Raw genomic sequence first — 11,862 nt, 5'->3', positions numbered from 1 at the left:
CCTCCGTGGCAGCCGGGCGGGCGCGCCCTACAGTGTGCAGTACGTTGCCCGCCCCCCGCCCCGCAGGAGCCCACCGTGCGCAAGAAGACCCCCCTCGTCGCCCTGGTCCTCGCCACCGGCCTCGCCCTCGCCGGCTGCTCCGACGGCACCGAGGACCCGGGCGGCGGGGCGAGCTCCTCCGGCACCCCGGCCACGTCGCCGTCCGCGTCCGCCACCACCGCCCCGACTCCCGGGACCTCGCGGACCCCGGAGGCGCCCGCGACCTCCGCGGCGCCGGAGCCCACGGAGGAGCCGGCCGCCCCGGCCCCCGAGCCCGAGCCGACCCGGGCGGAGTCCGCGAACAACCCACCGGCCGATCCGCCGGCGGCCGACCCGCTGGCGGCGTTCACGGGCACGGACGCCGGCGCCGGCTTCGCCGGGGCGCTCACGGGCATCGACATCCTGGGCGGGACCGGCGACGGCCCCACGGTGCACCGGCTGAGCACGAACCTCTACGACCCCGGCGTGGCCGTGGCGCTCTGCGACAGCTACCGCACGGCAATGGGCACCGGCCGCCAACAGGTCGACGTCGTCGACGCCCGCGGCCAGTACCTCGCCACCAACAGCGCCGACCCGGCCGTCTGCGCCATCGCGCCCGGTGCGAACCCCGGCCCCGGAGCGCTCCCGGACCAGGACTTCGGCTACGACGAGGCCTACGCCGCCTGGCAGTCGGGGATGCCCTACTACGACGCCTTCTGCCTCAACTACACCCCCGTCACCGCCGCGGGGGTCTCCCAGTGCGAGGGCATCGAGGCCGGCACCGTCGACGCCGTGACCGGCGCGTACACCGGCGGCTGAGCCCCCGGCCCGCGAGCCCCGGCTCGGCCGGTCACCCGGCCGCGCCGGGGTCCCGACCGCCCGGGCAGGCACGACGGTTGCACCGTCACGAGTCATCATCGAGCATCACGCGGATGTGTCCCCGTTCTGAGCTCTCCTGCACTCATGAAGTGACAGCCCCATGGGGTCTGTCCGGACCTGCCTCCGGCACCTTCCACCCCGGAGCCGCCGAGAGCATGACCTCCATGGCCGCAACACCTTCGGCGGTCACTCCACGGTCTACGCAGTGCGCCGCGGCGATGCCGGTCTCGGCATGGCCCAGCCTTTGCGCTGCCGCCCACACGCCTTTCGACTCCGCAACCGTCGTACCCGCGGCTGCACGGACGTCGCGCGATCCGGGCCGCACACATGAAAGGCATGACGACTCCGGTCGACCCTTCATCCGCCTCAGCCCGTGAGAGCGCCCGCCGCTCCGACCGGACGTTCGGCACCCAGCCACTGACCGAGACGGACATGGACCTCGCCCTGACTGCGCCGGCCACCTCGATGCTGGCCCGTCCCGGAGACCTGGGCGCCTTCCGTCATGACCTCCACGTGCCGGACACCCCGGACGCGGTCCCGGCACTGAAGAAGGCGCTCGTCCTGGCCGCCTCGAAGGCCAAGGCCCTGGGACGCTGTCGGCCTGACACCCAGCCTTGTCAAGCGGTGGCGACCCGCACATAGGATCGGGTCACCACCGTCCGATGAGGGAGGACTGTTCCGTGACTGACCAGCCGGATGAGTTGAGCGAGGCCCGCGCCGAGCTGCAGCAGGAGGACCTGAACATCGTCGAGGAGGACTCGCTGACCGCCAACACCACCACCGCCAACGAGCGGGTGGACGAGGAGCCGGGCGGTCCACTGACCGAGCAGCGCGACTCGACCGGTCAGGAGGACCGAGCATGAGTGCGGAGATGTCCGGAGACGACACGGAGATCCGCGACCAGCCTCGGGAGGCCGAGGAGGCCGCCGACGACGGGGAGTGGACCGACGAGGAGTGGGACGCCCTCAAGACCACTGGTGAGGCGCGCGAGCCCGACCCGATTGAGGTCAACGAGGGCGACACCGAACCGCCCCGAGACCCGAACAGCTGGTAGGACCTGAATCGGCGAGGGCGGCACTCCCCGTGAGTGCGGGCCCTCGGCGTGTCTCCGCGGCTGGTGCACCACGAGGCGGTGCAGCCCAGGGCATCCGTTAGCGATCGGGAACTCCGCCGTAGGCTGAGCGCATGTCGCTCGCACTCGTCCTGAAGCTCCTCATCTCGGTGCTCACGACCGCGACCATCGGAGGTGTCGTCTGGTGGGCGCGGAAGCACCCCAACCGGTCCAAGGAGTATCCGGAGCAGCAGCGGATGCCCAAGTTCGTGCCCGCAGTCGGCGGGCTCTTTCTGGTCGTGGGCTCCCTCATGGGCCTGCTGTCCTTCGCCACGGACGACGTCCCGCTCGGCGCCAAGATCTCCTCCGTGGCGATCGTCCTGGGCGGGCTGGCGTTCGTGCTGATGTACCGCAACTTCTACGTGGCGGTCCGCGACTACGAGGTGGCCTTCCGCAGCGTGCTCGGCAACGAGCACGTCATCGCCTACACCGACATCTCCCAGTACCGCCAGCAGATGCTGAAGGGAATGCCGTTCTTGACGGTCAAATCCGTCCACGGCGTCACGCTCAATCTAAACATCAGCACCTACGACATGGCGCCGTTGGCGCGGGCCATCGACTTCCACCAGGTCACCGGTAGGTGGCCGGTGCGAGTCGACGTTCACGGCGTGCCACCGGAGCACTGCTGAGCCCACCCCCAGCCGCAGTCGGCTCCACGGTTTGAGCGCACCGTGGCACGTGACGACGCCCGTGCCGGCTCCACAGCTCACCTCGCCAGCCGCGCCCGAGCAGAATCCGACGTCCCCGCCCTGGGAGACATCAGCCCGATGGCCGTGCTGCCGGCGGCCCTGTGCACCTCTGTCGACAGGCCCGACAGTCCCGTCGCCTACGCCCAGTACCCGATGAGCTGGCACGGCACCGGCCCCACTACTCCGGCTGACCGCGCCGCGCCCCGGTGAACGCACACATCAGCGCCCCGCCATTGGGATCCCTGCGCAGAGTCCGCCTCATGGCGATGACCCACTACTTCGACATGACCATGCGCCAGGCGGGGACGGCGCTGGAGGAGTACCTGGCCGAACGATCCTCTGCACTGGAGCGGCTGCGCGCCGAGTTCGCCGCCGGCGGTCAGGATCCTGACGCGCTGTTGGACGGCACGCCGGACTCGCTCACCCCGCTGTGGATGTGGGTCGCCGGCCGGATCACCGCTCTCGAGGATGAGGACGTGCCCTTCGACCCGACGGCGCTGCCCGAGCCCTGGTGGCCGTCGTGGGCCCGTTACTCCTCGGAGATCCGGCACGGCACCCCGGTGGAGGTGGTGACCCTGCTGGACGGGTTCATCTCCTACCTCGGCGACGTCATCGCCGCCGGCGCCCCGGCGGCTGCGTGGCAGGTCTGCCACCACCGGGTGAAGCGGTACCACCTGCAGAACCACCCGGTGCTCACCAGTCCGCTCAGCGACTCGAACATCTCCCCGCCGGACATGGTGGCCGTCGAAGCCACCCGGCTGCGCCGCCGCCTGGACACGCTGGGCGAGGAGGTGTTCACCGACTGGGCGACCGACGTCATCGCCGAGCTGCGCGAGGAGAACGAGCCCGTCGCGGTGGTGGAGGAGCGACTGGTCGAGGTCGAGCACGAGGGCGGTGTCTTCGACGTCGGGCTGCACGAGGAGGTCGCGCACGAGCACTCCCGCAAGGTGGACCGGATGGTCAAGGACCTCAAAGCCCAGCCCGGCATCACCTCGGCGTTCAGGGAGGACCGGGAGGTGGTCCTGGTGACCGCCCCGGACTGGAACTCCCAGCAGCTCGAGCAGTGGGTCACCGGCTGGCTGAAGGCACGGATCCCCGAACTGGGCTGAGCGCGCCGCCAACCCGCGACACACCGGGTGCTCCGCGGCGTGCGCACACGCACGGTCCTACCGTGGGGTCATGGACCTCGTCACGATGGCCGCCGGCACCAACCCGATCATCCCCACGTCCTGGGAGGTCACCGCGCTGGTGCTCGGTGGTGCGCTGATCGCCCTGGTCGTCGTCGCGATCGTCTCCCTGTCCCGCGACCGGCACCACACCCCGGCCCAACGACTGCTGTGGCTGCTGATGATCCTGGCGGCCCCGGTCCTCGGCCCGCTCCTGTGGCTGGCCGTCGGCCGGCGCCACCCCGCACTCGAGCAGCGGAAGGGCTGACGACATGACGACCGAGCGCAGCGACGACACGGCCCCCTCCGCCGCCACGCCAGCTCCACCCCGGACGCGGCCCCGCTACTGGGTGTGCAGGTGCTGGTGCGCGCGGTGCCGGTCGTCGTCGTGCTGCAGGTGAGCTACGAGGTGCTGCTGCGCCACAACTGGTTCGTCACCGGCTCCCCGTACATGCCTGGACTCGTGGCCGCAGCACTCGCCGTCGTGCCGGCCGGCATCTGGGCGGTGGTCGACGGATACCGGTTCGTGCCCACCCCGCAGGTGGTCGCCCTGTGGGCCGCCGCCGGAGCCATGGTGTCTCTGCTGAACCACCTCTACGGCTCCCTGTCCGGCCTGTGGGCGTACGCCCTGGACCTGCCGTTGCGCTATCTGGGCCTGATGCTGGTCGAGCTCACGCCGCTGGCCGTGATGCACGCCGCGGCCGCCGCCCTGCTGGCGCTGCTGGGCGCCGGTATGTACCGCCTGCGGGCCGCGCGCCTCGTCCTAATCCGCGGGCACAGAGTTCCGCCGCGCCTGCTTCCGGGCCTTCCGCCTGTCGCGCCACCACGTCCCGATGACCGAACCGATGGCCAGCCCGATCCCCAAGAACACGTTGTCGGTGCGCACGGCGAATCAGATCAGGAACGCCAGCAGGAACGGCAGGGCGATGATCGCGAGGACGATCTGCCGCTCGGCCCGCCGCGCTTCAGTGGACTGTGGGGCCCGGTGCCGCGGAGCTCTCCCGCTCACCGACCACCCCGTCGCTTCTCACGGGCTTGGAGCACCGCAGCCATCACGAGCATCACGGCCATGCCGAAGAGCACCCACCCGCCCCAGCTGCCTCGGGTGGTGAGGACGATGGCGCCGACCACCGTCACCGTGGCCAGCACCACAAGCGCCCACGAGGCCTTCCGGTTCGTCACGGCACTCCCCTCTCCCCCGGCGTCTCCGTTTTCGCATCCTGGCACGCGCGCTCCCGTACCGTCGTTCCCCTCAAGTGGACCTGCGCGAGTCGTCGGCCTGTCGGTAGCGTCGAAGCATGGAGCAGTCCGCCCAGCGCACCGACGAGGTGCCCATCCCCACGGCCGCGCAGGTCCTGGTGCGCGCTTTGGCGGCCCCCCTCCTCATGGCGGTCGGTCTCCCGCTGGCGGTGTGGTGGCTGCTGGACCCCTCCGGGGACGTCCGCACCCCGTGGTGGCCCGTAGTGATCACTGTCCTGTTCGCGGTGCCGTTGGCGGTGCACTACTTCGTCAGAGCGCCCCGGCCTCGATGGGACAAGCGCGTGAACCCCCAGCGGGTCAAAGCGCTGCTCGAGACGCCCGAGCGCCCCGGGGTCGCACCGGAGCACCACGCCGTGCGCACGGCCGCCGGCGTGACCGCCTGTGATCGCATCGAAGCGGCGGCCAGCAGCACCGGCTCGGTGCTTGCCTTCCTGGTGCTTCTGCTGACCCGGGACGAGATCGTCTGGACCTCGCTCACGGTCGTTTTCGCGTTCTTCGCCGTGATCCACATCCTTCGCGCCCGCCGCGGCTGGACCTACCTGTCCGCCCTGCGCGCTGCCGAACGGATCGGCTGAGTACCCGTGGCCAGTCAGCTGCTCCCCGTCACTCCCCTCATGTGCACCTGTCACGCCGTCTCGTCCCGCCGGTAGCGTCAGCACCATGGACCAGCCCGCCCCGCGCACCGACGAGGTGCCCGTCCCGAGCGCCGGTCAGGTCCTCGTGCGCACGGTGCCCGCCGCGCTCGTGCTGGCCATCGGCATTCCGGGGCTGGCCCTGTGGGGCCTGGACGAGAACGGCAGCGCAGGATCCGACTGGTACTTGTTCCTGCCCGGGTTGCTCATCCCGGCCGCCCTCCTGCTCCACCGGCTCACGAGGGCGCCTCGGCCCGATCTGCCACCGACGACCGAGCTGGCGCCGCTGAAGTGGGATCTGGCGGTTGCCGCTGAGAGCGGTCGGCTTCCACCGAGGTCTCCGGCTCGGGCAGCCGCGGCCCTGGCCTGCTGGCAGGTCGAGAAGACCGTGCTGCTCGGCGCCGCTACCCTCGGTGCGACCATCACCTGGGCGACCCGTGCGGTATGGCTGTGGCTGGTACTCGTAGCCTTCTGCGCCGTGGCCACCCTGGTCGCGGGCCGCCAAGCCCGCCACGGCTGGACCTACCTGCAGGCCGCGGACTCCACGAAGCGGCCGACGGTTTCCAGTGGCATCAGTGCCATGGTCCATGCCTCCCGGCAGGCCACGGAGGGGCCCGTCCCGACCGCCGGTCAGGTCCTCGTGCGCGCGCTACCCGTGGCGGCGGTGGTGATCGTCGGGCTGCCGCTGGTCGTCCGGCTCGTGCTGGACGAGAACGGGGAGACGCGCACGCCCTGGTGGCCGCTGCCGCTGCTCGCGCTGGTCGGCTTGTTTCTGCTTGTCGACCGCTACGCCCAGGCACCGCGCCCCCGCATCGACCAGCGCGTCGGTGACGCACAGTGGAAACCGGCGTTCGCGGCCGCGAAGACCGGGACACTGCCCGAGCACCCCGAGGTGCGGACCGCGGTCGCTGTTGTTGCCTGCCAGACCATCGAAGGAGTAGTGGTCGGCAGCGCCATGATCGTGTCTGTCGCCCTCAGCGCAGTGGCCGTCCCCGGCTTCTCGTGGCTGGGTGTACTGGGAGTCCTGGTGATCCTCACCGGGAACAACGCCTTCCGTGTCCGCCGCGCCTGGGTCTACCTCCGCGCCCTGCACACCGCTGAGCACACCGGCTGACGAGCCGGAGCGTCGGGGCGGGCGGGGCCTACTCCCAGTCCGGCTCACCGGGAACGTAGGCCGGCAACTCCGTGCCGTCGAAGACCTCCAGCTGCACCCGGTAGGTCATCAGCTGGTGCTCGGCCGAGCACCCCGGCAGCTGCGTGCCGGCGCCGGGAACCGCCTCGAGCGCCACGGCCACTTCGCTGCTGGGGCGCATCGTGATCTCCCCCGGGTTCGCCCCCTCATCGAAGGCATAGTGCAACCCCTGGATGTCGCGCACGGTGCCGGTCACCGGCAGGTGCGGCACGTGCTCGGGCGTCTCGCCGTGGTGCTCCTCGCGGTACCGCGGCGCAGGCCGGCCGTGGCTCTTGGACGGGTCCCGGGCCACCAGCTTCCAGGTGACGGTCGAGCCGATCCGGCACGGGTCCCCGCAGCACTGCTGCTCCCACTCGCTGATCTCCACCTCGATCATCATGGCCAGAACGTAGCAGTCGCTACCGAGGAAAAATGCGCTGCGGCCACTAGGGTGACGGCCATGACGCGCCGACCGTTCCCGCTCGCAACCGCCACCATCGCGACGGCGCTGGCCATCACCGCGTGCGGCTCGATGTTTCCGCCCCAGGACCTCACCGGCTGGGCCGCCGACAAGGTGCCGGTCCCCGCCGAGGGCGGGTTCTCCATGGCCAACATCACCGACCCGCGCGGCGGCCATTCCAGCTACACGGCCAACGACATCCAGCCGGGCTGGTACGCGGTCACCATGGCCTGCGCACCGACGGACACCGGTGCTGCGCCGGAGGACCGCTCGACGAAGATCGTGCTCAAGGGTGAGAACGGACCCTACGGCGGAGGGGACTGCGCGGCCACTCCGATCACCACGACCGTCTACATCGGCGTTCCGGACGAGCCGGCACCGGAGACCATCAGCGTGGAGGTCATGGCCGTCGGCCACGAGTACTTCTGGGGCCTGTCGGCTTCCCCGACGACCGCCCCGTAGCGGCTCCTCGCCGATCCGGCTGCGCGCGATCGGTGAGGCCTTCATGGAGAGGATGGCGGTACTCCGAGGTCTACTTCCTGCCCTTCTCCCGCCCTCTCGAACGGAACCCGTGAGTATCCCTTACCGCCAGGACGGCCACCCTCTGTGCTGACTCTATTCCGCACCAGGCCCACTGCGAGAGGGGGTCCGCGCGCTGTTCGCAGTCGGTCTACCCGGTATCCGCCGACCGCTCATGGGCCATCCGCTGAAGCTGCCGCTGGATCGCCCCGGCCACCCGGTAGGACTCCGCCGCCGAGACCACCACCGACTCCGTCCCGGTGGTGATGCGCACGCTGGGCCCGCCCATCAGGTAGCCGGTGGCCCCGTCGTCCATCCGGCGCCGGCCGATGCGCCACCACTCGGTGCGCGGCCCGACCGCCACTTCGGTGATCTGCTCGTACGGCTCCATCACGAAAACCACGTGTCCCCGATGAACAGCCACTGGCGGGCACGACGAAGGCCCCCACCGGCATTTCCGCTGGTGAGGGCCTTCTGCGCTGCTCCCCCGACTGGACTCGAACCAGTAACCCTTCGATTAACAGTCGAATGCTCTGCCAATTGAGCTACGGGGGACCGTGCACGCACGCGTGCAACGAGCCACAACTGTACCGTCCCGGGCAGGGTTCGACAAATTGCGCGCGGCGCGCCGCTCAGTCCTGGCGCAGGCTGCGCCGCTGCATCTCCAGCTCCAGCAGCTCCCGCTGGAGCTGCTGGTAGCGCTCCCGCTGCCCGGCCGGGTCCGTGCGCTGCAGCTCGGCGAGCCGGTCGGACTTGCGCCGGTTGATCTGCAGCTCGAAGAGCCGGTTGAGGATGTCCGCCGTGTAGCGCTCCAGCTGCTGCTGGGTGGTGGCCGGCAGCGGGGTCACGGCGAGCTCGGCGAGGAAGCCGTGCAGCGGCTCGGGCAGGTGCCCGCGCACGGCGTCCACCCACACCTGGCCTCCGGGCACCCCGGCGCCGTCGCCGAGCAGTCCCGCGCGCGCGGCGAGCACGGCGTCGTGCACGGCGCCGTGCACGGGGTAGCGGAAGACGCTCAGCCCGAACTCCTCCCAGTGCCGCTCCAGCATCAGGTCCGGGCACTGGATCACGGTCTCGAGCGCCTCACGCTCCATCCGGGCCACGGGCTCGCGCGGATCGGGCAGCTCGACCGCGGGCGGGCCGGAGGACTCGGGCTCCTGCCGCGGGGGCTCCGCCCGGCCCTCCCGGGGCGCCCGGCCGGCGGCGTCGACGGCGCGCTGGACCTCGGCCGGGTCCAGGCCGAGCCAGCCCGCGAGCTGGCGGGCGTAGGCCGGGCGCAGGGAGCGGTCCCGGATCCGCGCCACGATGGGCGCGCACGCCCGCATGGCCCGGATCCGCCCCTCGATGGTGTCGAGGTCGTAGTTCTTCAGGGTGGCCCGGATCGCGAACTCGAACAGCGGCCGGCGGTTCTCCACCAGCTCGGCCACGGCGGCGTCGCCGCGGGCCAGCCGCAGGTCGCACGGGTCCATCCCGTGGGGCTCGACCGCCACGTAGGTCTGGGCCACGAACTTCTGGTCCTCCTCGAACGCGCGCAGGGCGGCCTTCTGCCCGGCGGCGTCGCCGTCGAAGGTGAAGACCACCTCGCCCCCGCCGCCGTCGTCGGAGAGGAACCGGCGCACGATCTTGATGTGCTCGGGGCCGAAGGCGGTGCCGCAGGTGGCCACGGCCGTGGTCACCCCGGCGAGGTGGCAGGCCATGACGTCCGTGTAACCCTCGACGACGACGAGCCGGCGCTGCTTGGCGATCTCCCGCTTGGCGAGGTCGATCCCGTAGAGCACCTGGGACTTCTTGTAGAGCGCCGTCTCGGGGGTGTTGAGGTACTTGGGGCCGGGGTCGTCGTCGAAGAGCTTGCGGGCGCCGAAGCCGATGACCTCGCCGGCGACCGCGCGGATCGGCCACACCAGCCGGCCGCGGAAGCGGTCGTAGAGCCCGCGGTTGCCCTCGGAGAACATCCCGGTGAGCTTGAGCTCCTGGTCGGTGAAGCCGCGCTCGCGCAGGTGCTTGAGCAGGTGGTCCCAGCCGCGCGGGGCGTAGCCCACCCCGTAGCGCTTGGCCGCCTCGCCGTCGAAGCCCCGCTCCCCCAGGAACTGCTGGGCGGGTGCGGCCTGGCGGGTGTAGAGGTGGCGCTGGAAGAACTCGGCCGCGACCTTGTGCGCGTCCAGCAGCCGCTGGCGGCGCCCGACCTCCTCCTTCTTCGGCCCGGAGCCCTGTTCGTAGTGCAGCTCGTAGCCCAGCCGGGCGGCGAGCTTCTCCACGGTCTCCGCGAAGGTGGTGTGGTCGATGTTCATCAGGAACGCGATGACGTCCCCGGACTCGTCGCAGCCGAAGCAGTGGTAAGTCCCCATCTGGGGCCGGACGTGGAAGGACGGGGAGCGCTCGTCGTGGAAGGGGCACAGTCCCTTCCAGGAGCCGATGCCGGCGCTCTTGAGGGTGACGTAGCCGTCGACGATCTCCTTGATGTCGGTGCGCGCGCGCACCTCGTCGATGTCCTCGCGTCTGATCAGTCCTGCCACGGGGACAGTCTAGGCGCGCCGCCCGACGCCCCCGGGAGGGGCGGGCCTCAGCGGGCGGTCTCGCGCAGCTCCCGGCGGGTCCTGGTGCCGGCCAGGGCCAGCCCGCCCAGCCCGCCCACCGCGGCGAAGGCGAAGAAGCCCCAGGGGTAGGCCAGCCCCGCGGTCAGCAGGGCGCCGCCGATGATGGGCCCGGAGATCGCGCCGAGCCGGCCCACGCCGGCGGACATGCCCAGGGCCGTGGCGCGCACCCGCGGCGGGTGGTTGGCCGCGGTGAACGCGTAGACGAGCACCTGGGAGGAGAAGACGAAGAAGCCGGTGACGAGGACCAGGACGTAGATCCCGAGCAGGGGCAGCCGGATGGCCAGCGCCGCCAGCAGCACCGCCGAGCCGAGGAACCAGACGACGCCGGCCGTCCGCGGGGTGATCCGGTCGGCCACCCGGCCGGCGACGGTCAGGCCGAGGACGGCGCCCACGTTGAGGACGAGCAGGAAGCCGAGGGAGTTGCCGAGGTCGTACTCGGCGGCGCGCATGATCTGCGGGAGCCAGGTGTTGAGCCCGTAGACCAGCAGCAGTCCCATGAAGGAGGCCACCCAGATCGCCACGGAGTTGCGGCGCCAGCCCGGGGCCAGCAGCATCCGGGCGCCGGTCCTCTCGGCCTGCTCCTCGGCGGCGGAGCGGTGGGCGACGTCCAGGCCGTAGTGGTCGGCCACCGCGCGGGCCTCGGCCGTGCGGCCGCGCGACGCGAGCCAGGACGGGGACTCGGGGAGGAAGGCGAGCATCAGCGGCACCAGGACGAGCGCCGGAAGGGCGCCCAGGACGAACATCTCCTGCCAGCCGAACCGGCGGACCACGGCGATGGCGGTCGCCGCGGTGAGCACGGCCCCCACGTGGTAGCCGGTCATCACCAGGGTGGTGGCGTTGGCGCCCCGCCCGCGGCGGGCGAACTCCGTGACCATCGCGATGGCGGTGGGCAGGCACCCGCCCAGGCCCAGGCCCGCGAGGAAGCGCAGCAGCCCGAGGACCAGCACGCTCGGGGAGAAGGCCGCGGCGAAGGTCAGGAGGGAGAACAGGACCACGGCGCCGATGAGCATCCTGCGGCGCCCGAGCAGGTCGGTGAGGTAGCCCATCGCGAGCGCGCCGATCATCATGCCCACGAGCCCCGCGGTGGCCACGGCGGTGCCCTGGGCGGTGGTCATGCCGAGGGCACCGCCCTCCAGCATGGACGGCAGCACCGCGCCGAGGACCACGGCGTCGAAGCCGTCGAGCAGCACCGCCGTCCAGCACAGGGGCGCCACCCAGGCGCGGGAACGGAGCACGGGCGTGGGCCGCCCGGCGGTGGACGCCGCGCGCGCGGCGGACCCGGGGAAGGAGCTCATGGCGTTCGGACCCTTTGTGAGGAGGAGCACAGGTCCGACGATTCTAGGAAGCGCCCACCGGGGAGACCCAG

The 11,862-nt window shown here is 71.5% G+C and carries 15 protein-coding genes and 1 tRNA gene; 10 read left to right on the top strand and 6 right to left on the bottom strand.

Annotated features, from left to right (window positions below; all coding sequences use genetic code 11):
- The first annotated feature begins 75 nt into the window (after positions 1-75).
- The 7 genes from ACWCOM_RS06220 to ACWCOM_RS06190 all read left to right on the top strand — a co-directional run bounded on the left by ACWCOM_RS06220 (position 76) and on the right by ACWCOM_RS06190 (position 4,131).
- On the top strand, positions 76-837 hold the full coding sequence (locus ACWCOM_RS06220) for a hypothetical protein (protein WP_454547870.1): 762 nt from the start codon (positions 76-78) through the stop codon (positions 835-837).
- Between the two features lie 396 nt (positions 838-1,233).
- Positions 1,234-1,539, top strand: a complete 306-nt coding sequence (locus ACWCOM_RS06215; RefSeq protein WP_454547869.1) for a hypothetical protein — start codon at positions 1,234-1,236, stop codon at positions 1,537-1,539.
- Between the two features lie 38 nt (positions 1,540-1,577).
- Entirely contained in the window at positions 1,578-1,760 is a 183-nt protein-coding gene (locus ACWCOM_RS06210) for a hypothetical protein (RefSeq protein WP_454547868.1), read from the top strand.
- Positions 1,757-1,951: a hypothetical protein gene (locus tag ACWCOM_RS06205; RefSeq protein ID WP_454547867.1), complete on the top strand. Its 195-nt coding sequence runs from the start codon at positions 1,757-1,759 to the stop codon at positions 1,949-1,951. The genes ACWCOM_RS06210 and ACWCOM_RS06205 overlap by 4 nt, the downstream gene beginning before the upstream one ends.
- Before the next feature lie 131 nt (positions 1,952-2,082).
- The gene (locus tag ACWCOM_RS06200; RefSeq protein WP_454547866.1) at positions 2,083-2,637 is read left to right on the top strand and encodes a hypothetical protein; all 555 of its coding nucleotides are present in this window, start codon (positions 2,083-2,085) and stop codon (positions 2,635-2,637) included.
- Between the two features lie 320 nt (positions 2,638-2,957).
- On the top strand, positions 2,958-3,806 hold the full coding sequence (locus tag ACWCOM_RS06195) for a hypothetical protein (RefSeq protein WP_454547865.1): 849 nt from the start codon (positions 2,958-2,960) through the stop codon (positions 3,804-3,806).
- A 70-nt stretch (positions 3,807-3,876) separates the two neighbouring features.
- Positions 3,877-4,131, top strand: coding sequence for a PLD nuclease N-terminal domain-containing protein (locus ACWCOM_RS06190; RefSeq protein ID WP_454547864.1), 255 nt, complete (start codon positions 3,877-3,879; stop codon positions 4,129-4,131).
- A gap of 737 nt (positions 4,132-4,868) precedes the next feature.
- Here ACWCOM_RS06190 and ACWCOM_RS06185 read toward each other — a convergent pair.
- A complete protein-coding gene (locus tag ACWCOM_RS06185) occupies positions 4,869-5,045 on the bottom strand; it encodes a hypothetical protein (protein WP_454547863.1) in 177 nt (58 codons plus the stop codon).
- 116 nt (positions 5,046-5,161) lie between these two features.
- Here ACWCOM_RS06185 and ACWCOM_RS06180 point away from each other — a divergent pair, with 116 nt between their 5' ends.
- Complete coding sequence (locus ACWCOM_RS06180) at positions 5,162-5,698, top strand: hypothetical protein (RefSeq protein WP_454547862.1); 537 nt, start codon at positions 5,162-5,164, stop codon at positions 5,696-5,698.
- 85 nt (positions 5,699-5,783) lie between these two features.
- Positions 5,784-6,869, top strand: a complete 1,086-nt coding sequence (locus tag ACWCOM_RS06175) for a hypothetical protein (RefSeq protein WP_454547861.1) — start codon at positions 5,784-5,786, stop codon at positions 6,867-6,869.
- A gap of 28 nt (positions 6,870-6,897) precedes the next feature.
- Here the strand turns inward: ACWCOM_RS06175 and ACWCOM_RS06170 are convergent, their stop codons facing one another.
- A complete protein-coding gene (locus ACWCOM_RS06170; protein ID WP_454547860.1) occupies positions 6,898-7,326 on the bottom strand; it encodes a DUF6578 domain-containing protein in 429 nt (142 codons plus the stop codon).
- Between the two features lie 60 nt (positions 7,327-7,386).
- Here ACWCOM_RS06170 and ACWCOM_RS06165 point away from each other — a divergent pair, with 60 nt between their 5' ends.
- Positions 7,387-7,848: a hypothetical protein gene (locus tag ACWCOM_RS06165; protein WP_454547859.1), complete on the top strand. Its 462-nt coding sequence runs from the start codon at positions 7,387-7,389 to the stop codon at positions 7,846-7,848.
- 208 nt (positions 7,849-8,056) lie between these two features.
- On the opposite strand, the gene ACWCOM_RS06160 is transcribed toward ACWCOM_RS06165, so the two are convergent.
- The 4 genes from ACWCOM_RS06160 to ACWCOM_RS06145 all read right to left on the bottom strand — a co-directional run bounded on the left by ACWCOM_RS06160 (position 8,057) and on the right by ACWCOM_RS06145 (position 11,791).
- The gene (locus ACWCOM_RS06160) at positions 8,057-8,308 is read right to left on the bottom strand and encodes a hypothetical protein (protein ID WP_454547858.1); all 252 of its coding nucleotides are present in this window, start codon (positions 8,306-8,308) and stop codon (positions 8,057-8,059) included.
- A 79-nt stretch (positions 8,309-8,387) separates the two neighbouring features.
- A tRNA-Asn gene (locus ACWCOM_RS06155) sits at positions 8,388-8,460 on the bottom strand.
- A 77-nt stretch (positions 8,461-8,537) separates the two neighbouring features.
- Positions 8,538-10,415 carry a DNA primase gene (gene dnaG / locus ACWCOM_RS06150; protein ID WP_454547857.1) on the bottom strand — a complete coding sequence of 626 codons (1,878 nt, stop codon included), beginning with the start codon at positions 10,413-10,415 and terminating at the stop codon, positions 8,538-8,540.
- A 47-nt stretch (positions 10,416-10,462) separates the two neighbouring features.
- Positions 10,463-11,791, bottom strand: coding sequence for an MFS transporter (locus ACWCOM_RS06145; protein WP_454547856.1), 1,329 nt, complete (start codon positions 11,789-11,791; stop codon positions 10,463-10,465).
- Positions 11,792-11,862: the final 71 nt, after the last annotated feature.

Source organism: Kocuria sp. KH4 (assembly GCF_053711175.1).
Note: the sequence above shows the minus strand (reverse complement) of the source record. Positions and strands in the feature narration are given on the sequence as shown.